Source organism: Marinomonas sp. PE14-40, assembly GCF_051623805.1.
Classification (GTDB): Bacteria; Pseudomonadota; Gammaproteobacteria; order Pseudomonadales; family Marinomonadaceae; genus Marinomonas.
The window spans coordinates 2,644,380-2,668,783 of sequence record NZ_CP130700.1 but is presented as its reverse complement, the minus strand read 5'-3'; the positions used below and the strand labels follow the sequence as shown (position 1 = coordinate 2,668,783).

Annotated in this window: 24 protein-coding genes and 1 tRNA gene; 16 read left to right on the top strand and 9 right to left on the bottom strand. The window is 39.9% G+C overall.

Features of this window, described 5'->3' with window-relative positions; all coding sequences use genetic code 11:
- Position 1 precedes the first annotated feature (1 nt).
- Entirely contained in the window at positions 2–406 is a 405-nt protein-coding gene (locus tag Q0A08_RS12320; protein ID WP_438461843.1) for an OsmC family protein, read from the top strand.
- Between the two features lie 109 nt (positions 407–515).
- Here Q0A08_RS12320 and Q0A08_RS12315 read toward each other — a convergent pair whose 3' ends face one another.
- The 9 genes from Q0A08_RS12315 to flgA form a co-directional block, all read right to left on the bottom strand.
- Positions 516–1,253: an NRDE family protein gene (locus Q0A08_RS12315; protein ID WP_438461842.1), complete on the bottom strand. Its 738-nt coding sequence runs from the start codon at positions 1,251–1,253 to the stop codon at positions 516–518.
- Positions 1,254–1,268: 15 nt separating this feature from the next.
- Positions 1,269–1,784 (bottom strand): DinB family protein, encoded by a 516-nt coding sequence (locus Q0A08_RS12310; protein ID WP_438461841.1) that lies wholly within the window; start codon positions 1,782–1,784, stop codon positions 1,269–1,271.
- Positions 1,785–1,788: 4 nt separating this feature from the next.
- Positions 1,789–3,579, bottom strand: coding sequence for a lysophospholipid acyltransferase family protein (locus Q0A08_RS12305; RefSeq protein ID WP_438461839.1), 1,791 nt, complete (start codon positions 3,577–3,579; stop codon positions 1,789–1,791).
- A 64-nt stretch (positions 3,580–3,643) separates the two neighbouring features.
- Positions 3,644–4,768: a D-alanine--D-alanine ligase gene (locus tag Q0A08_RS12300; RefSeq protein WP_438461838.1), complete on the bottom strand. Its 1,125-nt coding sequence runs from the start codon at positions 4,766–4,768 to the stop codon at positions 3,644–3,646.
- Entirely contained in the window at positions 4,765–5,334 is a 570-nt protein-coding gene (locus Q0A08_RS12295; protein WP_438461837.1) for a DedA family protein, read from the bottom strand. The genes Q0A08_RS12300 and Q0A08_RS12295 overlap by 4 nt, the downstream gene beginning before the upstream one ends.
- 117 nt (positions 5,335–5,451) lie before the next feature.
- Positions 5,452–5,527: transfer RNA gene (locus tag Q0A08_RS12290), tRNA-Arg, on the bottom strand.
- 73 nt (positions 5,528–5,600) lie between these two features.
- Positions 5,601–6,077, bottom strand: coding sequence for a flagellar export chaperone FlgN (flgN, locus tag Q0A08_RS12285; protein WP_438461836.1), 477 nt, complete (start codon positions 6,075–6,077; stop codon positions 5,601–5,603).
- A 21-nt stretch (positions 6,078–6,098) separates the two neighbouring features.
- Positions 6,099–6,410, bottom strand: coding sequence for a flagellar biosynthesis anti-sigma factor FlgM (gene flgM, locus Q0A08_RS12280; protein ID WP_438461834.1), 312 nt, complete (start codon positions 6,408–6,410; stop codon positions 6,099–6,101).
- A gap of 127 nt (positions 6,411–6,537) precedes the next feature.
- Positions 6,538–7,227: a flagellar basal body P-ring formation chaperone FlgA gene (gene flgA / locus Q0A08_RS12275; RefSeq protein ID WP_438461833.1), complete on the bottom strand. Its 690-nt coding sequence runs from the start codon at positions 7,225–7,227 to the stop codon at positions 6,538–6,540.
- Between the two features lie 138 nt (positions 7,228–7,365).
- Here flgA and Q0A08_RS12270 point away from each other — a divergent pair, with 138 nt between their 5' ends.
- The 15 genes from Q0A08_RS12270 to Q0A08_RS12200 all read left to right on the top strand — a co-directional run bounded on the left by Q0A08_RS12270 (position 7,366) and on the right by Q0A08_RS12200 (position 23,718).
- Positions 7,366–8,301, top strand: coding sequence for a chemotaxis protein CheV (locus Q0A08_RS12270; protein ID WP_438461831.1), 936 nt, complete (start codon positions 7,366–7,368; stop codon positions 8,299–8,301).
- 63 nt (positions 8,302–8,364) lie between these two features.
- Entirely contained in the window at positions 8,365–9,195 is an 831-nt protein-coding gene (locus Q0A08_RS12265; protein WP_438461830.1) for a CheR family methyltransferase, read from the top strand.
- Between the two features lie 275 nt (positions 9,196–9,470).
- Positions 9,471–9,872, top strand: coding sequence for a flagellar basal body rod protein FlgB (flgB, locus tag Q0A08_RS12260; RefSeq protein WP_438461829.1), 402 nt, complete (start codon positions 9,471–9,473; stop codon positions 9,870–9,872).
- 2 nt (positions 9,873–9,874) lie between these two features.
- The gene (gene flgC, locus Q0A08_RS12255; protein WP_438461828.1) at positions 9,875–10,324 is read left to right on the top strand and encodes a flagellar basal body rod protein FlgC; all 450 of its coding nucleotides are present in this window, start codon (positions 9,875–9,877) and stop codon (positions 10,322–10,324) included.
- Positions 10,325–10,333: 9 nt separating this feature from the next.
- Positions 10,334–11,026: a flagellar hook assembly protein FlgD gene (locus Q0A08_RS12250; RefSeq protein ID WP_438461827.1), complete on the top strand. Its 693-nt coding sequence runs from the start codon at positions 10,334–10,336 to the stop codon at positions 11,024–11,026.
- Positions 11,027–11,037: 11 nt separating this feature from the next.
- On the top strand, positions 11,038–12,735 hold the full coding sequence (locus tag Q0A08_RS12245) for a flagellar hook-basal body complex protein (protein ID WP_438461826.1): 1,698 nt from the start codon (positions 11,038–11,040) through the stop codon (positions 12,733–12,735).
- A gap of 117 nt (positions 12,736–12,852) precedes the next feature.
- The gene (locus Q0A08_RS12240; protein WP_438461825.1) at positions 12,853–13,596 is read left to right on the top strand and encodes a flagellar basal body rod protein FlgF; all 744 of its coding nucleotides are present in this window, start codon (positions 12,853–12,855) and stop codon (positions 13,594–13,596) included.
- Positions 13,597–13,640: 44 nt separating this feature from the next.
- Positions 13,641–14,426 carry a flagellar basal-body rod protein FlgG gene (gene flgG / locus Q0A08_RS12235; protein WP_438461824.1) on the top strand — a complete coding sequence of 262 codons (786 nt, stop codon included), beginning with the start codon at positions 13,641–13,643 and terminating at the stop codon, positions 14,424–14,426.
- Between the two features lie 10 nt (positions 14,427–14,436).
- A complete protein-coding gene (locus Q0A08_RS12230; RefSeq protein WP_438461823.1) occupies positions 14,437–15,279 on the top strand; it encodes a flagellar basal body L-ring protein FlgH in 843 nt (280 codons plus the stop codon).
- A 25-nt stretch (positions 15,280–15,304) separates the two neighbouring features.
- Positions 15,305–16,393 carry a flagellar basal body P-ring protein FlgI gene (locus Q0A08_RS12225; RefSeq protein WP_438461822.1) on the top strand — a complete coding sequence of 363 codons (1,089 nt, stop codon included), beginning with the start codon at positions 15,305–15,307 and terminating at the stop codon, positions 16,391–16,393.
- A 56-nt stretch (positions 16,394–16,449) separates the two neighbouring features.
- Positions 16,450–17,457, top strand: a complete 1,008-nt coding sequence (gene flgJ / locus Q0A08_RS12220) for a flagellar assembly peptidoglycan hydrolase FlgJ (protein WP_438461820.1) — start codon at positions 16,450–16,452, stop codon at positions 17,455–17,457.
- Between the two features lie 112 nt (positions 17,458–17,569).
- Positions 17,570–19,549, top strand: a complete 1,980-nt coding sequence (gene flgK / locus Q0A08_RS12215; protein ID WP_438461819.1) for a flagellar hook-associated protein FlgK — start codon at positions 17,570–17,572, stop codon at positions 19,547–19,549.
- Between the two features lie 5 nt (positions 19,550–19,554).
- Positions 19,555–20,784, top strand: a complete 1,230-nt coding sequence (gene flgL, locus Q0A08_RS12210) for a flagellar hook-associated protein FlgL (protein ID WP_438461818.1) — start codon at positions 19,555–19,557, stop codon at positions 20,782–20,784.
- A gap of 17 nt (positions 20,785–20,801) precedes the next feature.
- Entirely contained in the window at positions 20,802–22,379 is a 1,578-nt protein-coding gene (locus Q0A08_RS12205; RefSeq protein ID WP_438461816.1) for an HD-GYP domain-containing protein, read from the top strand.
- A gap of 448 nt (positions 22,380–22,827) precedes the next feature.
- On the top strand, positions 22,828–23,718 hold the full coding sequence (locus tag Q0A08_RS12200) for a flagellin (RefSeq protein ID WP_438461815.1): 891 nt from the start codon (positions 22,828–22,830) through the stop codon (positions 23,716–23,718).
- Positions 23,719–24,404 lie beyond the last annotated feature (686 nt).

Genomic DNA, 24,404 nt, shown 5'->3' with positions numbered 1-24,404 from the left:
AATGAAAACGACAGTTGAATGGAACCAAGACGTACATTTTACAGCTAAGACTGGCTCGGGTTTTTCTATTGAGATGGACGGTAGCCAAGAAAAAGGTTCGAGACCAATGGAGCTATTGTTGGCAGGCCTTGGCGGTTGTACCTCTTATGACGTAGTGAATATTCTTAAAAAAGCCCGTCAGGATGTCGTATCTTGTGTCGCTGAAATTGATGCAGATAGAGCTGACACTGTGCCATCTGTTTTCACTGAAATCCGCGTTAAATTTATAGTAACAGGCAGCAAGTTAAAAGAATCTGCTGTGGCAAAAGCGGTAAAACTGTCTGCTGAGCAATATTGTTCTGCTTCTTTAATGCTAGAAAAAGGCGGCGTTAAGATAGTACATAGTTTTGAAATTAAAGAAGCTTAATTAGCCGCTTTATTCGCAAGCTTACTAGCTAATAAAAAAAGGCCTTATGGCCTTTTTTTGTGTCTTAAATTTATTCTGTAATCTTGCTTCTAATCGCTTGCTTTTAGCATCAGGCTGTTTCTGACATCAGACTAATTCTGTCCAAACTAATAGAGGATCTTGTTGCATTGTGCTGGCAGGGTGAGCCATCAATATAATCAAAGGTGCTGCTAAACTCTTGAATAGACATATGGCTAAAACTCACTGTGCAGGCATCTTCTCGATGCATACAGACAGACCATTTTGATTTTTCAGGATAATGGGACGCATGATAAGCCTTCAGATGTTCGATACAGGCTTCTCTGTCTTGGAAGTATTGTCTAAAAGTCTCTTGCCTTGCTTGTGAAACTTGAGGGAACTCCACACCAGATGAGGTATATGGCGATTCAATAATAAGGTCTGTTAATTGAATGCCATCCCAGCAAACGCTAATAGGATGAGCTTGATCAGGCACAAATATGACTAAGGTAAAAGGCGCATAATGCTGGCAGTTGAGGTGCTTAATATGGTTTAGTACCTTGTCAGCCTTGCTAAGGCTCAGAAGATCCTTTACGAGTAGTCCACGGCTAATTAAATCAGCCTCAGGGGTTATACCTTGGTAGAAGTTTAATAAGCATATACCAACTCCAGAATCGGTAACACCTATCCAGCTACCACCTGAATTAAGGTCTGTTGGCATAATATACTCGTTACCTGTTGCGGTTTTATAGCGCTCAGGTAAAGAAGCAATTAATCGTGTTCTTTGTTCATCACGATTAAAAAATACTTCATATCCAGTATTGGTCTTAAGCCAGCTAAGAGTGCACATTTAAATATCCTGAAACTATTGATCTTGTTGACGTAAAAAAGTTGCCGTTGCGGGAGCGAGTCCATAATGCTCTGGCACGTCTATTTCTTGTAAACGCATATTCATGCTAATAATGGCAATATGGTGAATGCTATGACTCGCCACAAAGATAAGCTCTCTATGTAAGTTAGATCGAGCAAAATCTGACTGAGTTTCTGCCAAGCAAACTTCTGAGACTAGGCTGAGTTGCTGCTCAATATCGTTTTCATTTAAGTTAGTTAGCCAATGACTTAATTCTTCTAGCTCAGCAAGAGCTGTTTGTCTTGATTGCTCTACTTGGGCGCCTCTACGACGCCAATTATAGTCAATGTGGCTATTCTCTAAACCTTGAATCAAAGTAAAGTAGTTATCAATAATATGTCTTAAGTGTTGGCCAATGCTGCTTTGCAAATAGGGAGTATACACTTGGGTATAGGCGCTATCAGATAAGCGTTCAACGATTTCTTTGGCTTGTTTAAGGCCTTCTAGATTACCTTTAATAACTGGAAGCATCGATTTACTCGCTTTTCTCATAATGACATAAATAACTTTTTGCTTGTTCACTGCCCATGTATTTACCCAGCATGCGCTCTGGTACGTCCGGTAAATTTACAAGAATTAAACCATCAACCGTTTGATTAAAGTCTGGGTCAACATTAAAACTGACAAATCTTCCTTTTAGAGCAAGGTATTGCCTGATTAGTACTGGTAAGCCTTTACCTTTTTCTAAACGAGACACCAAATTGGATAGCAATTGCAAATCCCCCAAACCGCTTAGCAAGCTTAGAGACCAAAAAGGTTTTTTACTGGGTAACAGAGGGTTAGTTGCCTTGACCAAGTTTGCTGACTCAGAGTCGTAATAATGGGCGGTTAAACATTGCACTATGAGTTGATGCGTAAGTGTTTGGTATTCACCACTAATGCTAACTGGGCCAAATAGGGTTTGGTAACTTGGGTTTCTGGCAACAAAGGTGCCTATACCTTTCCATAAGAGTAATAAGGCCGACAGGCTGCGTTGATAAGGAGCATCAATGACTGATCGTCCCATCTCAATTGATTTACCTTGTAGGTTCAGGAAGTTGTCATCAAAGTCGAATAAAGTACGGCTATAAAGTCCTTTAATCCCTTTTTTAGCTAGAATTTGATCAACTAAGCCTAAGCGATAAGCGCCAGCGATCACTTTCTTATCTGTATCCCAAATAAAGAGGTGCATGTAATCTTGATCGAATTCATCAAGGTCAATCGATTTACCTGTGCCTTCTCCCACTACACGGAAATTACGCTCACGCATAATACCGATTTGTTGCAGTATTGGGCCCATATGCTCTGCAGCACTGATGAAAACGCTGAATTGCTTTTGTTCTAGTAACAAACTCTCCTCAGGTAGTGCCGTAATGGCCTCTTGTAATACGCCAGCATCAATATCTGCTTCGATTTCCGATGGATTCTCAAGTGCGTTAAGTGGACTATTTTCACTAAGATTACTTTGTTCAATAACATAAGTGTTCAGACGTAAATAGTTGGTAATGTCATCCACATTGTTGAGTTTTGAAAACTCAGAATTAGGGATAAGGTTGCCCCCATAAATAGGGATCTCCTTGCCTTTTTTATTGAGGAGCTCTCGGCCTAAAAGTAAAGTACGAAGGCGTGGGTGGACTTTTCCTGCTAGGTAAAATGTTTTGGAGTTTTGGCCTCCAATAAATACGGGAAGACAAGCCGCTTTATGCTTTTGTGCTAACTTACCGACAAGCCTATTCCATTCTTTATCTTGCAGTTGATTAGTTTCATTATCATAAGTAGATACTTCACCTGCTGGGAATATTAACAGTGCACCTTGATTCGCAAGATGTTTATGAGCCTGCTTTATGGCTTTTAAGTTGGCTTTCATCGCTTCTGGGCCTTCGAATACATCAACGCCAATAAACAAGGAAGAAAGCTCTGGAATACGCTTTAAAAAGTGATTAGCCATTACCAGAAGGTCTGATCGATAAGCGAGTAAGATCTTTGCAAGAATAACCCCTTCAACACCACCAAGAGGGTGGTTGGCCACAATTAATAGCGGGCCTGTTTCTGGGATGTTTTCTTGATCAAGTCTGTGTGTCTGATAGCTGATACCTAGTGCATCTAAAGTATGTGTTAAAAAAGACTCTGTGCTGGCATTTGATGGGCGAGCCAAATAGTGCTTATGTAAGCTCTTTAAGCCTGTCATGCTTTCTATCGCAGGGGCAAACCACTTTAAAGTTTTTGACCTAGGTAACAGAAAAGGGCTTGTTTCAATTTCAGTATTTATTTCGTTGCTAGTTGCCATACATGTGTCTCAAATTAATTATGCAGCTAAGTATCTTTGTTATTACTTGTTTGCTTTCATTGGGCTAGTCGGTTGAAGGATAGTCTTTAACCCAACGTTTTTCTTCTTGCCAAGCTTTATAAAGTTCTAAAAGAGAAGGGGGCTTATGACCTTCTTTACGTTGCAAATAACCGATTTTAAATAAAATTTGGTACTGTTTTAATAAAGTTTGGAATGCTTCTCTGAGGCTAGTTCGGCTATCCCAAATGTGAGTAGCTTCACTACTTGCTCCATTCATCTCTAAAATTTGGTAGTTCTTACCTGCCATAAGATCATCAATGTTTTTAAATTTGAGATCTAAGCGACCAAAGTGATAACCAGGAACACCATCAAAGAAAGTGTCTAACGATTGTGTCAAAGCATCGGTTATATATTCGTTGCCATTGCGAAATATACTGCCGCGGCTATGGCTACCTGCAAAAGCGAGGCGGAAGGCTTCATCTTTGGCTAATACTGTCTCTAGTTTGTCTGCATGACGATCTAGATAGATGTGAGATAGCTTTCCTGCTCTTTTATCTGCCATGATTAATTGCTTTAAGGTACTTACGCCATCACCGATTACCCAAGGCGTATATTTCAAGGTGATAGAAATGATCTTGCCTTGCCTTTGACCTGGGTAACGAATATAAAAAATACCCGCTTCAGCTTGGTATTGTGATCTCTCTTGTAAGAGTAGCTTAGCACCCAGTGGAAAAGCCTTAAGATAATCCACTAGTTGTTCTTCTTGATTAATTAGCCTGACACCTGCCCCACGACAGCCTAAGTCTGGTTTGGCAACCAGAGGAAGGGAAAGGCCTTTTTGATAGTATTTCTCTAAAGCTTGACTCGCATCAGCTTCAGCCGTGTTCGCCTCGCCTCTATGGTAAGTGGTGAATTGGCAGATTGATTTTGACGACGCCTCTGATGCTAAGTCTAGAATGTCAGATTTAGATTCACCAACCATGCCAGATAGTGGAATGCTTGGATTAGCAATAAGTGGGAGGCTCAGGCTTCTGTATCTTGCACTTAATAATAACCACTGAATGATGACGGGTGTGTACATGGCCCATGCTGGCCAAAACTCAAAAAATGAGGTGATGTTATCGCTCACCTCAAGAGGAGGCATACCTTCATTAATACCTTTTGGTAATGGGATGCTGTGTGTTTTCAAACTGAAGGCTCCTTAGTGATGGCCTGGCTAACTTGTCTATTAGCAAAATAAATAATCAAAAGTAGAACTGGGGCAAGTGCCCAACGCCAAGCTGAATCAGTTAGCCAAAGGGCATCACCAATGAAGAAAATAGCGCTGTAGATAAAGATACACCATAGCGCAGTGGCGCTCATGACAGAAAGGAAAAAGACTCTGAGGTCGACTTTTAATGCGCCACAGGCTAAGTAGCTAATACTTCTTAAACCTGGAATGAAGCGAATAATAAAAATTGACCAAAATGCAGTCCTTTGTAGGCGTTTACTAATTTCTATGCCTGTCTTTGATTCTAGTCTCTTTTTTGCCCACTGAACCTTGTGGCTGGATTTGCCTAAGTAGTAAAGAATTAAATCACCACTGGCGATTCCAATGAAAATAGATATCAAGCCTGCAGTGTATGAAAGACTACCTTCTACACCTAAAAGAGCGGCACTTATGATGGCGGCATCTTCTAGTAGGTATGACATAAGAATGATGCCAATAAAGAGTAAGGCTGGGTTTTGAGTCCAGTTAATGAGCATTTCTATCATTAGCTTATCCAGAGAAATTTAATAACTTCAGTTAGGACATTCTGGTATATAAAAAGTTCAGTGAATTGTAAAGAAAGTGAAAAGGTTGGGTTTAATTGGGGAGAAATAAATTAGAGATGGTGTCCTCACCAGGACTCGAACCTGGAATAGCCGCTTAGGAGGCGGCAGGTATATCCTGTTTACCTATGAGGACTTCGTATATGGGATATTTTATACCTTAAATTTGTGTTTATTTCAATTATTAGTCATTGATTATAAACACTTAATTAGGCGCTTCCAATGATATGTTTGCTGCTGATAGGTCGGCTATCACCTGTTGCAGTATAGACTCTGTGTTTCTTGTTTTGGCCTTTAAGGATTTCAAGCATGGCTTGATTACGACGACGTACAGAACTTAATACTCTTTCGTTGGCAAAGTTTTTGCCTTTACATTGGACAAGTAGTTCTTCGCATTCTTCAACTAGAAGGCGGGTTTCATCATCGGGAGACTGTTGAGATAACCAGTTTTTAAATGTACCTGGTTCAGGTTTCCTTGGGTTAATGACCCCAAATTTACAGAGGATCTTGTGCTGTTTTTCTCCAAGTGAATCTAATTCGTCAATGGCAGACTGTTTAGCTTCAGATATTTCTTGGATGCGAGCTGTATTTAAAGAGCCGAAAGCAATTCTTTCTTGTGTCAAAAGATCGAGAAGAATATTTAATAATTCTAAATTTCGTTTAAGTACAGGGATGAGAGGCAGCATGGTAATTAGTTTGTCTTAGCTCTAAAACATTGAGTCCATGGCAACCATATTGCTCGCCAACTTCTCTGAATCAACTTTATATTGACCTGAGGAGATCGCTAGTTTAATTTGCTCGACCTTAGCCATGTCCATATCTGGCATACTATTAATTTTAGTTTGATGACTTTGCATTGATTGTGCTGCACCACTTAGTTTCACTGTATCATCAGTGAGTGTGCCGCTTTTCTCTGCTTGAACAGATTTGCTTGATTCTTGTTCGTCGTTAGATTTTTGTAATCTATCATTCTTTGTTACGCTGGGTTGATTGCCATACCCATTGATATTAAATGCCATTTTGTTTCGCCTCTAAGTTTTTGCCTAAAACTTTTTACCTGCCTAACATTTTAATCGGCATATTGACCTATAACTTTAGGTATTTAATGAATAAATACAAAGTTATTTTAATCTCTTCACTGATTTCCTAATAGTTTACTCGAATCTCGCCTTCAGAGACAACTTTACCGTACACAAAACGACCAGAACTTACGTTTTTAACTTTTATTTGTTGTCCTAAGGTACCGTTTTCAGCAGCAACGCCATTCATTTTGACATTAATTAATCCACTTTGAGCCGAAATAAGTACGTTTTGACCTCGTTTAACAATAATAGGGAGCTCTGTTAATTCTTTGGTTATAAAGGTATTTATATTTATGTTACGTTTTGCAATGAGGCCGTAAGGTGGTTTTTCTGGTGAATAAACCTGACCTCTAACTTGCGTTAAATCAACTTTACCTAAGACAGTATTGCTTGCGTCAATTGTTTGCTTTCTTCTTATTGGTGCGATTGCTTTGATCGCTTCTACCAGGATTTTTTGTGATACTGGGATAAATGACTTCCATTCTGGATTTTGACAGGAAATGGCGTAAGTTGTTCTTTTTTTTGAGTTTATTCTTTGGTTTTCAACTGATATTGCTTGGTCACACGCGGGAAGGTAATTTAACCCGCCTCTGTTTTCTAAGTTAATAATGATTTCTGCATTCGGGTAGCTAGACGCTAATCTAGGTAACTCGATATTTTTTATAAAATAGTTAATTTGTTCTTCTGTTGTTGCGGCAAAAACATTACTACACAGCAACGCGAATATGATTGAAATTAACTTGTATTGCTTCATAGAGCAGTTATTTCCATAAAAATTTAAAAGTGGGTGTTAAAGGGATTAGTAAAATAACAGAATTCACTCTATCATTGGACGATATATTCTATTTAAGAGTTTAATCTCAAATCGTGTCATCACAAGTAGGAGGCATTTATGGCCGGAGTTCTCGAAAGCGTTAATCAGCGTACCCAGTTAGTTGGGGAGAACCGCCTTGAGTTATTGCTATTTCGCTTGAATGGAAAGCAAGTGTATGGAATCAATGTTTTTAAAGTAAAGGAAGTTCTTCAGTGTCCTAAGTTGACCAGCATGCCTCACAGTAGCCCAGTTGTTCGTGGTGTAGCGCACATTCGAGGTGGAACTATTCCCATTCTTGATCTTGGTTTGGCGACTGGAGACAGCCCGATTGAAAATATTGATCAATGCTTTGTCATTATTACTGAATATAATCGCAGAATTCAGGGCTTTTTGGTTAAAGGTGTTGAGCGTATTGTTAACATGAACTGGAGTGATATTCAGCCGCCACCAAAAGGACTATCCAACGATAACTACCTAACGGCTGTTTGCCAGGTAGAAAAAGAAATGGTTGAAATTATTGATGTTGAGCAAATTCTTTCTGAAGTTGCCCCAACAAAACAAAATATTTCAACGGGTATTGTTAGTGAAGAATTCCAAACAGAAGCTGTAAAACATCATATCTTAATTGTTGACGACTCAAGTGTTGCACGTAAACAAATTAAGCGTTGTATGGAAGATGTTGGCTTTGCTACAACCGTTTTGTGTGATGGTCGAGAAGCAATCGACTTCCTAAGAAATATGGCAGACGACGGTGGTGATGTTACTAAAGAATTCTCCATGATTATTTCTGATATTGAGATGCCTGAAATGGATGGCTATACCCTCACAACTGAAATCAGAAATGATAGTCGACTGAAAGAACTTTTCATTCTATTACATACTTCATTAAGTGGTGTATTTAATGAAGCGATGGTTAAGAAAGTGGGCGCAGATGGATTCTTAGCAAAATTCCAGCCGGATGAATTAGCTAAAATTGCGATTGAAGCAATTGAGAAGCAAATTGAAGCAAATTAATGGCTAAAGGAATAATCTTTAGTGCTATTAATTTTATTGGAAGGACATGGTGTCGGGGGCTAGATGCTGAGTAGTACAAATGCCATAACTCCTCAGGGGTATGAACATTTTCGCAATTACCTAGAACAAGCCTGTGGCATTTTGCTTAGTGATAATAAGCAATATCTTGTCGCGAGCCGTTTGGGGAAATTGTTGGAGCGAGAGGGCTTTACTAAGCTCGAACAATTGGTTGAGGCATTAAAGAGATTCGGTAGTGCTAAGTTAAAAGAAGAAGTAATAAATGCAATGACGACAAATGAAACTTTGTGGTTTCGTGACGCTCATCCATTTAATATTTTAAAAGACCGAATACTTCCCGAAAAGGGAAAGTCAGCGTTGAGAATCTGGTCGGCGGCGGCATCAACAGGCCAAGAAGCTTATTCTATCAGTATGGTTATTGATGAGTTTAAAGCTTCTAATCCTGGTGTGTTAAGGTCTGGTGAGAAAATTATAGCGACAGATATATGTACGAATATATTGGCTCACGCTAAGCAGGCTGAATATGATCACCTTGCTATTGCTCGTGGGCTCGCTGTTGATAGACAAAAGAAATACTTTGATAAGCAAGAAAATGGTTCTTGGAAAATCAAATCTGCAATAAGTAGTCGTGTTGACTTTAGATATTTAAATTTAATTGAGAGCTATACCGCTTTAGGTAAATTTGATGTGATCTTTTGTCGAAACGTATTGATCTATTTTTCTGCTGATTTGAAATTAGATATTCTGACAAGAATGCATAAAGCCCTTAATCCTGGTGGCTACCTTTTCTTGGGTGGTTCAGAGGCGTTAAGTGGTTTGTCTGATATGTTTGAAATAGTTCAGTGTCATCCAGGGATTGTTTATCGGGTTAAATAGTAAAAGCCTGAGTTAGCTTGGTGTTGAAAATTTGAAAGCCAGTTATTTCGATAACTGGCTTTTTTTATGCCTATTTTTTATGAAAAAGGGTCGAATCGCTTTATAGGCTTGCTTGCCGCATTTCGTCCTCCACTTTGTTGCCGCTTTTTGCCGTTCAAACTAAAAAGTAATAGAAGTGTAAGCGTTTCTATTGGGTTTGAGTGTCTTTCTGAATTGGCATCATAATTGCTTTATCAAGAGACTCTATGAATTGAATGAATAAAAGAGGCTCATAAATGGCGATTTCGTTTGATAGTGCTTTTGCAGGTCATGATAAATTTTTGAAATTTCGAAGTGATCGTGCAGCTGTTCTTGCGAATAATATTGCTAACGCAGATACCCCTAATTTTAAGGCACGTGATATTAGCTTTTCATCAGCTATGTCTCGAGTTCAGGGTGATGCTATGAAAATGCGATCAACTAATTCTAAGCATTTTGATTTGGCCTCAAGTTCGATTCGTGAAGACGAAGATTTATCGTACCGTGTAGCGTCTCAACCTTCTTTGGATGGGAATACCGTGGACTTGCAACGAGAGCAAGCTGAATTTGCTCAGAACTCTTTGCAGTTTGATACCAGTTTTATGTTCCTTGATCGAAAAATTAGTTCGATGAAGAAAGCCCTTAATGGAGGCTTATAAGAATGTCACTTAATAATATCTTTGCGATTTCTGGCTCGGCAATGAGTGCTCAAACCATTCGTTTAAATACGGTAGCGAGTAACATTGCCAATGCTGAAACGGTTTCAAGTTCGGAAGATCAAACCTATCGAGCACGTAAACCTGTTTTTTCAACCATGATGCAAGAATCTATGCGTGGTTATGGTTGGAATGAAGTTTCAAATGATGAGTTTGGAGCAGGTGTTGGGGTTGAGGTAAAAGGGATTGTTGAATCTGATGCTCCTTTGCAGCCGAGATATGAACCTGACCATCCAATGGCAAATGAGACTGGCTATGTCTACTATTCTAATGTGAACCCAGTAGAAGAAATGGCTGATATGATGTCCGCGTCTAGGTCATTTCAGACTAACGTTGAAGTGATGAATTCTGCTAAGAGTATGATGCAGAAAATGCTAACTCTTGGGCAGGCGTAGAGGTAGTTTATGGCAGATTTTGATGCTAGCTTAAGTGGACTGATTTCCCAGTACGGTACAGATAACGCCAAAGTTAAGGCGGGTGTCGATGTTGAGGCGAAGGAAGATTCTAAAGCGTTAACTGACACAGATGTTTTTATGACGCTCTATATTGAGCAATTAAAAGCACAAGACCCCACGGCACCACAAGATACTAACAAAATGGTATCTCAGATTGCCGAAATGAGCTCGCTTGAAGAGCTATCAACTATTTCGACTCAATTAGAATCTATGACAAGTGCATTAACCTCTAGTCAGGCTATTTCTGCATCGACGCTAGTGGGTCAAAAAATCATGGCGAATACAAACGTCGCTACCTTGGATGAAGGTGGTGATGTGCCAGTGAAAATGAATATTCCTGAGGTGTCATTGTCGACGACATTGGAAATCCGAAATGCAGAGGGTGACATAGTGCGTGATATGAGTGTGCATGAAGAGTCATTTGTTTGGGATGGAAAAGATAATGAAGGAAATGCGTTAGCAGCAGGAGAATATAATTTTAAAGCGCTCTCTATTGATGGAGAGGGTGTAAAAACATCTTTAATGACTCGGCTTCCAGCCAAGATTGAGGGTGTAACAATTAGTGGCCCGAATGGTACGGAATTGAATGTATCAGGGGTAGGTAAAATTGGATTAACTGAAGAGCTTGATATAGTTGGCTAAGTGAGAGGGTTATGGGTTTCAATACAGCATTATCTGGTATTAAAGCGTCTGCCGATGCGTTAAGTGTCACCGGTGACAATATTGCCAACTCGGATACAACGGGTTTTAAGCAGTCTCGAATAGAATTTGGTGACTTGTACAATACCAGTGTTGTAGGTGCAGGTAGTAATAACACAATTGGCTCTGGTGTGAGTGTTAATAACATCGCACAGGCTTTCTCTGCTGGTAACATTGCTTACACAGATAACAACTTGGATTTGGCTGTTGATGGTACAGGGTTCTTTGTCTTGAACCTGGGTGGTACTCAGGCATATACCAGAGCTGGTGATTTCAAGCTTGATGCAGAGGGTTATCTTGTTACTAATGATGGTGCCAATGTAGAAGGTTACAATGCTGTTGATGGTATTGTTGGCGGTAATTTAGAAAACCTTCAAGTACCAACAGATAGGATTGCACCTCAAGCGACTAGTAATGTTGAAATTCAGGTTAACCTTGACTCTGAGTCAAAGGATGTTCCTCCTTATATTGAGGCTGATTTTGACCCGAATGATCCTGAGACATACGATTTTACTCAGACTCAGACAATAACGGATGCTGCTGGCGCCAACCATATTATTACTTATTATTATGCTAAGTCTGAATTGCCTAATACTTATCAGGTGCATGCAAGCGTTGATGGGGCTGCAACTGATGATACGGGTGCAGCTTGGATGGTAGATCAATATGCTACTTTCAATGGCCCGGAAGAAGGTAAAGACCTTAACCTTGATGGTATTAATGAAGATCCATTTCAGCTTCTATATATGGGGGCAGGTCAGCCGGATACGGCGAGTGTAACAAGCTTGGCGCAAACACCTTTTGCCATTACAGGTACGCTTAATGGTGTAGCTATAGCGGATACCATGTTAGCAGCTAACGTGGTTCAGCCGATCAGTGTTGCGCGTGAAGCTTTTGATCCATCAGATCCTTCTACTTATACCTATGGTAATACCAAAACGTTATATGATGGTTTAGGTGAAGAGCATACTCTTGGTTATTACTTCATTAAACAAGGTGAAAATAACACCTATGAGATGGTGGTAACCGTTGATGGTAAAACACAATATGAAGATCCAGTAACAGGGGATCTCACTTCATATATTCCAGATGATGTTGTGGTGACTTTTGATACGGCAGGTAATATCTCTGGGGTGGCGCAAGGTTTTCCGCCTTTTGCCGTGACTCAGCCAATTACATTAGAGATTTCTGGATTTGACCCAACAAACCGAGCGGCGACTATTCCCCTTGATTTGAATGGGTCTACTCAGTTTGCATTAAATAGTAGTGATGTTTTTGTGCAAGATGGTTTTACCGCAGGTGAGTTACAGGGTGTTTCTTTTGATGAAGAGGGGTATTTGATTGCGACTTATACTAACCAACAAACTTCTATATTAGGTCAGATTGCATTGGCAACTTTTGATAATACTGATGGATTGACGCCGTCGGGTGATACTTCTTGGGTGGCAAGTTCTGACTCGGGCCAAGCTAACGTAGGTAAGCCAAATACGGGGACCTTGGGTAGTATTCAAGGTGGCGCCTTAGAGGAATCTAACGTCGATCTAACCTCTGAATTAGTTGCCTTGATTGAAGCGCAGCGAAACTATCAAGCAAACTCTAAAACCTTAGAAACTGAAAATACGGTGACTCAGACGATCATTAATCTGAGGTAATCTAGTGAATAAAGTTATCTGATACCCTCTGTCAGATAATGACCAAATAAAGGGGCAGGCTATACTTGGCATGATGTTTGAATGCTAAGTGTAGTCTTTTTATTTGGAGTGCATAGAATGGATAGAGCCCTATATCTAGCAATGAGTGGTGGTAAGCAGATTATGCAAGCCCAGACCATTCGTGCCAATAACCTTGCAAATGTAAATACAACCGGATTTCGAGCTGACTTTGAGCAAGCTCGTGCTATGCCTGTGTATGGTGATCACTATGCAAGTCGTGTCTATTCTATGACAGAAAATCCAGCCACTCGTTATGAGTCCGGTGCTTTAATTCAAACTGATAGATCTCTTGATGTTGCTATGAAAAATAGCGGCTTTATTGCTGTGCTTGATGCGCAAGGCGGTGAGGCTTATACGCGTTCAGGAGATTTACAAATTACCGCTAATGGGCAGTTAGTTAATGGCAGCGGTTTGCCTATCATGGGAGCGAGAGGGCCGATCTTTTTGCCGCCTATCGATAAAATATCTATCGGTGAAGATGGCACTATTTCTATTATTCCTGAAGGTGGAACTGCTGCAGAAGTTGCGACTATTGGGCAGATTAAATTGGTTAACCCAGATACTCAACTTATTGAAAAAGGCCCTGATGGTTTATTGAGAGCGAGAAGTGGTGCGCCACTGGAGCAAGATTTTAATACCGAACTTAAATCTGGCTTTTTAGAAAGTAGCAATGTGAGTGCGGTTGAAGAACTGACTAAGATTATGGGGCTTTCTCGTCAATTTGAAATGAATATCAAGGTAATGGATACGGTGCGTAACAACGGTAATGCATCGGCGCGTATTTTGCAGCGAAACGCATAATTGTATTTTTATAATAAGTATCGAATTTTTTAAGAGAGTTTAATATGCATCCAGCATTATGGGTAAGTAAAACAGGTCTTTCTGCAATGGATAAGCAGTTGTCTGTTATTTCAAACAACTTAGCAAACGTCTCTACAACAGGCTTCAAGAAAGATAGAGCAGTATTTGAAGATTTGCTTTATCACACAGTACAACAGCCAGGTGGCTTACAATCTCAAAATACACAATTGCCTTCTGGCCTGCAAATGGGTGCTGGTGTTAGGGTTTCGGCAACTCAAAAGAATTTCGCTGAAGGTGATTACAATGTCACAGACAGAGATTTAGATGTTGCTATTCAAGGGCAAGGTTTTTTCCAAATTTTAATGCCAGATGGCAACATGGGGTATACCCGAGATGGCCAATTTCAATTGAATTCAGAAGGTAGTTTGGTAACATCTTCTGGTTTCTTGGTTGAGCCTCAAGTAACCATTCCACAAGATGCTTCCTCAGTTACCATAGGTGACGACGGTACTGTGTCTATTGTCAGACAAGGTTCTGCAGACAGTGAGGGTGTCGGTCAACTAACTTTAGCTGGCTTCATTAACCCTGAAGGTTTGTCTTCAATTGGTCAAAACTTGTTTGTTGAAACGGCGGCCAGTGGTGCACCTATTGTTGATGTGCCTGGTACCTCAGCCTTGGGTAATGTTAGACAAAATATGGTGGAAACATCGAACGTCAATTCAGTAGAAGAATTGGTTAATTTGATTACCGCTCAACGTGGTTATGAAATGAACTCGAAAGTTGTCTCAGCAGCAGATGGCATGATGAGTTTCGTTATTCAGCAGCTTTAGGTTTATTGATATGGCTATGGTCCGGTTTACGCTTTTATTAGTCCTTTTTCTTACAGGTTGTGCCTCTTGGGAGCCAGAAGAAACGGCAGAAGAAGTAGTTGAAGAACCCGTTGCAGAAGAGGTTGCTACTGAAGAGAGTGCTCCTGTAGAAGAAGTGATTGAAGAGGAGTCGGAAAAAGTCTTCGAGCCTGCACCTGAGCATGCTTATGTGCCTGAAGAGAGTGATCCATTTAATGCGCCTGATATGAACTATGGACCAAGATCTGATGATCCCTATTATGCGCCTGTCATTAAATATGAAGCCCAGCCTTCGCAAAATGTAAATGGCGGTATTTATAAAGTGGGTATGGGAGATGTCTTCTTCGGGAGTCAAACGGCTACTCGAGTGGGTGATATTTTAACCATTAATTTAAGTGAGACGACCAGTTCAAGTAAATCGAATGATGCATCTTTAACTAAGTCATCATCAGCACAAGTGCAAAACCCAAGAGTAGTTGGTACAGAGGTGAATATTGACTCAGTATTGCCAGACGGTGGTACTAACTTTGCTGGTAGTGCTGGAGCGAATCAGAGTAATAGTTTGAATGGTACTATTACTGTGACTGTGTATGATGTCTATCCTAATGGCATTTTGGCTGTACGTGGTGAAAAGTGGGTAACACTAAATCGTGGTGATGAGTATATACGCTTGACCGGTATTATTCGTAAGCAAGATATTAAGCCGAATAACACAATAGACTCATCGCGTGTTGCTGATGCTCGTATTACTTATTCAGGTTCTGGTGAAATTGCATCTGGTAGTGAGCAGGGTTGGGTAACTCGCCTCTTGAATCGTGGTGTCGTACCGAATTAATTTAGAACTTGTTGGATTATTAACAATGAAATATTGCTTATTAATATGTGCTTTTTTTATTTCGATAGCGGCTAATGCTGATCGACTAAAAGATATTTCATCTGTTGAAGGGGTGCGTGATAACCAACTGTTTGGCTATGGTTTGGTTATTGGTCTTAATGGAACGGGTGACAATAGTAACTTTACGGATCAAAGTTTCACTGGCATGTTAGCTCAGTTTGGTATTGTTATGCCTGAGGGAGTTAACGCTAACTCTCAGAATGTCGCTGCAGTGTCTTTGACGGCAACTTTGCCGCCTTTTTCTAAGCCCGGCCAAAAAATTGATATCACAGCCTCCTCTATTGGTAGTGCCAGTAGTCTTCAGGGCGGAACCTTATTGTTATCGACTCTTAAAGGTGCTGATGGGCAAGTTTATGCGATAGCACAAGGGAACTTGGTCGTTGGTGGTTTGGGTAGTCAAGGTAATGACGGTTCCAGAACCTCTTTAAATATTCCAACCGTTGGTCGTATTCCTAATGGTGCCAGTGTCGAGAGAACGGTACCTAATAGCTTTAATCGTGGAGATACTCTGACGTTTAATTTGAATCGTCCTGACTTCACGACTGCAAAACAAGTGTCTGACAGCATTAATGCTTTACTTGGGCCTGGCGTCGCTAAGACTTTAGATGCTACGTCAATCAGAGTATCAGCTCCAAGAGATCCTAGCCAAAGAGTAACCTTTTTATCCATATTGGAAAATCTAGAAGTAGAGCTTGGTGAGGAGCGGGCTAAGATAGTGATTAACTCCCGCACCGGCACCATTATTATTGGTCAGCATGTTAAAGTTTCTCCGGCTGCAGTTACTCATGGTAGCCTCACCGTGACAATTAAGGCGCAAGCGGCTCAACCCGTTCAAGGAGAACCTCTTACTGGAGGTGAAACGATTTATGCCCCTAGAGAAGAGATTGCTGTAAATGAAGGTAGCGGACATATGTTTTTATTTGGCCCTGGCGCCTCGTTGAACGATATTGTTCGTGCTGTTAATCAGGTAGGTGCAGCTCCCGGTGATGTGATGGCAATTCTCGAGGGCCTAAAGCAAGCTGGTGCAATTAATGCTGATTTGGTGGTTATCTAAGAGTGAAAATTTATTTATGATAGGGTCATAATTATGCTGTTTGCTTGGATCTTGATATGAATAAAGTTAATTCGAATGAGTTTTATGCCGATTTTACTGCCTTGGCAAAGTTAAAAACGAGTGCGAAACAAGATCCAGAAGCGGCATTAAAGAAAGTTGCGCAAGAGTTTGAGTCTATCTTTATTAATATGATGCTCAAGAATATGCGTCAAGCGAATGAAACCATTGGTTCTGATTTATTCTCTAGTAATGAATCAAAGCAATATCAAGAAATGCTAGATTCTCAAATGGCTCAGTCCATGTCTAAAGCTGGTGGAATGGGGATTGCGGATGCCCTTATTCGACAGTTTCAAGGGCAAGGGGCTGCAACCGGTGCTAGGCCTGGTTCTGAAACCGCTTTCCTAAATCAAGTGGCAACCCAAGATCTAGCTCGTATTCAAGTACTTGCTAAAAATGCTTCTCAAGATCTTATTTCACAAGCGCAAGCTGCCGCTAGCGATGAAGATATCGATCTCGCCAAAATTGTTAAAACCTTACAACTGGATTTAAATAGCAATCAAGTAGGCCAAGCAAGCCAAACGGCTGAACAGGTTACTTTTAAGTCTCCTCAAGAATTTATAAAAACGCTTTGGCCACATGCACAAGCTGCGGCTGAAAAGTTAGGAGTGAATCCAAAGGCTATTTTAGCGCAAGCAGCATTGGAAACAGGCTGGGGGAAATACCCCATTGCTAAGCAAGACGGTGGCGCCAGCTATAACCTTTTTGGTATTAAAGCTGATGCGAGGTGGCAAGGTGAAAGAGCTGTGGTGACAACCTTAGAGTATGAAGATGGCGTTGCAAAAAAACAGGTCGCTCCTTTTAGGGCTTATCAATCATTCGCTCATAGCTTTGATGATTATGCTGACTTTCTCACCACAAGTGATAGGTATAAAGGTGCCCTTTCTGCCGGAGATGATGTGGCAAGCTTTGCCGCAAATTTGCAGCAAGGAGGTTATGCTACCGACCCTAACTACAGTGAAAAAATTCAAGGTATCGCTAAAAGCGAGTGGTTAGAGTCTCTCTAGCGGTTTTTTTCTCATATCCTCAAATTTGGTCAAGTTTTTGCATCCTAAGTCGATATATTAAATAAATGAAAGCTGTTTAGTTTTCGTATTGTTCTGACTTAGGGGTATTAAAATGGCTGGCGACCTATATTCGATTGGCTTATCTGGTGTGTTGGCAAGCTCTGCCCAGATTGTGACAACCGGTCAAAACACTGCCAACGTCAATACAGAAGGTTATAACCGACAAACCACGAGTTTATCGACGCAACAAAATGGTGGTGTTGAAGTTGGTTCGACCAAGCGTGTTGTTGATGAGTTTGTTAATACCCAATTAAGAAGTGATACCTCAAATTACAATTATTTTGATAGCTACTATCAGCAAGGCGCAATTGCCGATGAAATTTTTTCTGATAAGGCGACCTCTCTAAATACTTACCTGAATAATACTTTTGATTCTTTACAATCGGTGAACAGTGACCCTACAAATACGGGGACTCGAAAAATCGCCTATACCGATTTGAAGAACCTAGTGAGTCATTTCAATGAGCTTGCAAGCTTTTCTCAAGATCAAACCTCATTAGTGAATGAGCAGTTAACCTCGAATATTGATATTATCAATGAATACGCCAATCAGATTGCTGATCTTAATGGCAAGATCCTTGTTCAAGAAACGGTTGGTGGTTCAAAGGCAAACGAGCTTAGGGATACTCAAGAGGATATAGCACGACAAATCAGTGAATATCTCGATATCAAAATTAGCTTTGATGAAAATGATTTGATGGAATTGCAGCTTGGAGGTGGACAGCCTTTAGTACTGCAAACTAGCGTCAATAAACTTAGTCTCTCCCCTAGTGAGTATGACTCCACAACTTATGAATTGGTTTTGGATTTTGAAGATTACGAACTAGGAATAGATACAACTGATTTAGGTGGCTCGATTGGTGGCTTAATGAATTATCGAGCTGATTTTTTAGAAGAGCTTGATAGGCAGTTAGGGCAACAGGCCATTGTCATTTCCGATAGTGTTAATCAGCAGAACCGTTTAGGTCTTGATGCCAATGGCGATTACGGTAAACGTATTTTTGACCTTGCTGACATTACAGTTAGTCAAAGTGGTAAAAACTCAAGTCTAATTCATGAAGTTGATGTTCGAGTTGAAGAAGGTAAGGCCTCAGAGCTTTCAACCGATACCTATGAGCTCATCATGACATCAAATAATGCTTTTGAATTGAGAAGCTATGATGTTTCGGGTGCTTCTACATCGCCCGCAAAGTTTTTTGATTTAGACCAAATGGAGAAAACGTCAGATGGCTATTTTTCAATACCTGGTGTGGGCTTACAGCTGAGATTACAAGAAGATGTGAAAGTTGGTTTTAGGCCAGGTGATACTTTTCAATTTGCGCCTACGAGTTTGGCTGCAGCGAATATTTCTTTAGCATCAACTAGTGGTGATGATTTAGCGATGAATGCGCCAATACAAGTAGAGCGAAGTGCTGATAATTTATCTGACGCTAAGATTTCTATTTCATCTGTTTTTAATACGGATGCCGATACGTCTGCTTTTAGTGCTGATGGCGAGCTTTATCGATTTGCACCTCAAGGTATTCGATTTACCAGTGAAACAAGTTTTGATGTATTAGATCAAGACGGTTTGATTCTGGCTCAGGTAACGGATGCAGAAAACTATACAGACTTATTGGCTCAGGCTGGGTTAGATGAGTCGGGTTATGATGTCTCTTTATCCACTAAACCTGCTGCAGGTGATGTCTTTACTATTTCTTTCAATCAGTCTGGTCGACATGATAACTACAATGGTCGTGCCATAGCAGATTTGCAAAATAAGGCTTTAGTAGGTGGCGCTCAAAGTTTTGCTGATGCCTATACTTCAACCGTGGCAAGAGTCGGTAATTTAACCAATACGGCTAAAACAAATATGGAATCAAGCGAAGTCATGATGGAGCAGAGTGTTGCTCGTCGTGATGAGGTGTCAGCAGTGAGTTTGGATGAGGAGGCAGTTAACTTGATACGTTATCAAAATTCATATGCTGCTTCATCTCAAGTAATTTCTGCTGCTGAAAAAAGCTTCCAAACCCTTTTAAATTCGATTAGGTAAATGATATGCGAGTTTCAAATAATTTTATCTATAACCAATCGTTAACCGACTTAACTAAGTCGAATGAAAGGTATTTGCAGACCCAAAGACGTATTTCTGAAAATACCGACATTATGACAGCCAGCGATGACCCTGTTGGTGCGGCTCAAGTGATGCGCTATGAAGCGGTGAACTTATTACTAGATCAGTACTCTGAAAATGCAGTGATGGCAAAAAATAGCCTTGAATATGAAGAGGTTGTGCTGGATGGCCTTACAGATCTATTTAATAGAGCGAACATACTGCTGATTCAAGCTGAGAATGGTGCATACGGAGATCAAGATTTAGGCGCTATTTCTGAAGAGTTGCAAATGCTGACTTTAGCGGCGGCAGATTTGATGAACTCAACAGACTCTGATGGTAACCATATCTTTTCTGGACACGAATCAACACGCTCTGCTTTTGAGTTAAAGCCAGATGGCCGTTATGAATTTGAAGGTGATGAGGGTCGTAAAAAGTTACAAATATCAGATAATGTCACAGTAACAGGCGCAGATTCAGGGAAAACAGTTTTCGAAGATGTTTGGACTCGTAATAATTTTACCTATACACAATTAGCGGGTGAAGCGAGTGTACGAACAGAAATAAAAGATCAAACTGTTTATGATGACTTTTTACAGAAAAACTACAGTGCGGTCGATTCGACTCAAAATGTTTTTGTTTTTGCTACTGTACCGGGCGCCGGAGCAGGTATTGGAGATACTTTTACTTTAACTAACTCTGTTGGCGAAGTGGTGGCTAGTGGTGGGTTTGAATCAGGACGACCTATTAACTTATTTGGTATGCAGCTAACACTTGAAGGTGCTGCTGGTACGACTGGTGTTGTCACTTTTGATAAGCCAGAGCGTGACAATATACTTAATGAGATGAATAAAACGCTCAAGGTATTGTTAGACTCAGAGACAGATTTCTATGAGAGAAAAAGTGCCTTGCGCGATGCAACCGTAAGTTTGCGAAACACCATGAACTCTGTTGACACTGCTCGCTCTGAAGTCGGTGCTAACCTGAATACTATCACTCAAGTTGGTTCTTATGGCGAGATGAAGTCAATTTCTAACCGTGTGGCCCAAGATGAGATAGCGGGTTTGGATATCGCAGAAGCGGCTTCTGAGTTAGCGCAAGAAGAGGCAGCGATTAGTTCTTCTCAAAAACTCTTTAATCGATTATCTAATTTATCTTTGTTTGATACCATGTAAGAAAGAAATAGTGCCTTATGAAAAAATTTGATGTTGAGTATTTATTTGGCGTAGATATTAGCTTTAGCTACTTTGATATCGATAAAATTATCGAAATTTTAGGGCTTAAAACTGAAGTAAGCTACTCATCAAAAGTCAAAAAAATTGCCAAGCAACAGGGAAGTAAACACAGAATAGTTGCTATTGTAAAAAGACAGATGGTTTTAGATTTTGTTAAACCTGCTCTTGCTTCGGGTCTGCTTTCTTATGATCCGTATTTCTACGATAAGAATATTATCGCCAACCCAAAAGATCGACTTTATGATGCTCAAGAGAGGTTGTTGGAAGTTTGCTTATCTGTCGCGGTTGGCAAATCTGTAAAAAGTTTACGTAAGCTTGATGGGCGCTATGATTCCCGTGATGTCAGAACCCGTTATGAAAAAGGTCAAAGCGCTTTTAAATACTTCCGAAATATTCTTAATGACTACACCCGCGATTATATCTTAGATTTTAAAGAAGGGCGTTTAAAAGAAAATGGTGAAGAGCATGATGCTAAGCCAATTAAAGAAGTGGATGTAGTTACTCGCTCAGATGAGCTAGAAGCACCCGTTAAAAAAGCAGAAGCAACACTTTCATTAAGGCAAAGGTCATTAATAGCAAGAGCTGTTAAAAAAACAAAGGCAGTCAATGTTGCCGATGAAATAAAAGATGCTTTGCCGTTATATGATGAGGCTATGGCCATTGTCTTATCTCAAGAGATGCCTTTTAAGCAAGGTAAGGCATTTGAGGAAGAGGTTTTGGTTGAGCTGATTGATCGACTCATTGCGTCTTACGATAGAAACCCTAGTGCACTTTTGTGTGTTAGATTTGTACGCTCACCTGATACTTATCTAGTAAAGCATCTTATTGGTTGTAGTGTTCTGGCAATACACTTTGCAAAAAGCTTAAAAATGTCTGAAGCTTATGTCAAAGCAATTGCTCTTGGGGGGTTGTTGTTTGATTTTGGCCGCTTCAAGTTACCTGGGCCTATGGTAAACAAGGCTGGAAAGCTATCCGAGTCAGAATTTGAGATGTTTAAAAAGCATATTAGTTTTGGTTTACGGGCTGTGAAGGCGTCTGACTGGCTGGTGAAAATTGTGTATCAAATGCTTGAGGATCATCATGAGAAAATTGATGGTACTGGTTATCCTGAAGGAAAAATTGGCGAGGAAATCTCAGTTTATGGCAAAATGGCCGCCATTATTGACGCTTATGATGCGATGACTTCGACTCAGTCACATAAGAGCCCTATGAGTCCTGCGCAAGCTTGTAAGATAATAACGGATGAGGCCGGCCTTGCGTTTGATGCGGATTTAACTAAGCGCTTTGTGCAGTGTGTTGGTCGAATTCCAATTGGTACCTGCGTTGAATTGTCGAACGGACGTATTGGTTTTGTATTAACTTTAAGTAAAGCATTAACCCCAAAACTTATTCGACAGATTTATTTAGCTAAGCAAAAAACAAGTATGGCACCACAAGATATTGATTTAGAAGTCACCGCAGGTGATGTCTCTATTAAAAGAATTGTTGATGCACAATTAATTGATATAAAAATGGAAGATTATTTATTTGTATAATCTTCTCTAATTCTCTAATTCTCTAATTCTCTAATTCTCTAATTCTCTAATTCTCTAATTCTCTAATTCTCTAATTCTCTAATTCTCTAATTTGTTAATTCAATTCTTTATTTTCTTATTTAAATAAGTAGTTGTTAATATAATTTTTAATTCTTTTTTTATTATGGTTTGGAGTCGTTTTGTAAAATAAATTAAAGCCCAAATCATTGATTTTATTGAGTTTATTTACTTTTTTTTAAAAAAAATCAAATAAAAAGCTAAAGGTTTTATATATTCGATCGATAAGTTATATCTTCAAAATAAATTAAAAAATCAAAGTAAAAAAAGTTATAAAAAAAATTAAAGTAAGTTTTCATGACGTCGATAACTATTGTATCAAGCAAGCAACCAAATAATTAAATAACACTAATGGTTGTTGAGTGAAAATCTTGTTTTAGGAGAGAAAACAATGGCACTTTATGTAAATACTAATACAACGTCATTATACGCTCAGCGTCAATTAGGTAATTCTGGTGACGTGTTAGATAAATCTTTCGAGCGTTTGGCTTCTGGTCAACGAATCAACAGCGCAGCAGATGATGCCGCGGGTCTTCAAATCTCGAACCGTTTAACATCTCAGACAAATGGTCTAAACCAGGCGATGCGAAATGCAAACGATGGTATTTCCTTGGCGCAAACTGCTGAAGGTGCGATGGACGAAACAACTAACATGTTGCAACGTATGCGTACCTTGGCAATTCAGTCTGCCAACGGTTCCAACACTGATGATGATCGTTTGGCTATTCAGCAAGAGATTGCTCAGCTAGCGACAGAGATTGACCGTGTTGCTGATACGACAACCTTCGGTGGACAAAACTTGCTTGATGGTAGCTATGCTTCTGGTAGTTTCCAAGTCGGTGCTGACGCAAGCCAAACAATTAGCTTCTCACTTGCAAGTGGAGGTACTAACAACAGTGTTGATATTTCTGCTGCGGGTGGTTTTAACGTACAGGGCTTATCGACTGCTGCAGGTACAACCATTATTTCATCTCTAACAGCTTCTGTATCTTCTGTTGCCAACGCACAAAGTATGATCGAAATGTTAGGTAGTATGATTGCCGCGGTTGATACTAAGCGTGCTGAGTTGGGTGCGGTGCAAAACCGGTTCTCTTCTACCATTAGTAACTTGGGTAACATTAAAGAGAATGTTGAAGGTGCGCGTTCCCGAATTCGTGATGCTGACTTCGCGGAAGAAACTGCGACTATGACAAGTAATCAAATTCTGCAACAAGCTAGTACGACTATTTTGTCGCAAGCAAATCAAAGACCACAATCAGCGATGTCCCTTCTAGGGGGTTAATAAATCGCGGTTAGATAGTTAACCAGTTTTAAAATTTAGTTAGGCTGCTCTGCGAAGGGCTTATCAGCTGGAGGTTTATTGGTGGCGGTTGATAAGTAAGCAAAATTACTTTTAGCTTTTTGGCGAAAGTTAAAGGGATTTACTAAAGGCTTCTTTTGAAGAAGTGATTTTGGCAAGCCATTAGTATACTAATGGCATAAAAAAGCGGCTGATCAGGCCGCTCTACGAAGGACTTTCAAATGCCGGAGGCAAGAGGTTTGGCGATGGCACTTGAAAATTTCGCTTCTCTCTCCTAGAAGTGATTTCAGCCAAACATTCGAAGTGTTTGGCTTTTTTTTTGTGAGATTGGCAGTCCCACATCATATTTATAGCAATACCTATGCCAACCTTTCTAATGCATTAATAAATTGTAAAAAATCACTCAATTTGAAAAAAACGAACGAATCCTCCAGTTAAAAAATATTTTCTTTATTTTTTATAATTTAATTTTCACCTAACTTGTTGAAATGAAAGATAAATAAGGATTTTTATTGCCGCTTCCTATGCCTTTTCTTTCCGCATTGAGGAAAAATGTATCTTTTTTATCTAAAGCTTTTGTTTTTAAGGCCGAAAACAAATTTAAGAGGTTTTACGATTATTGGAATCGTGTTTGGCGACACGTATTCAATATCGAAAAAAAGCGTTTA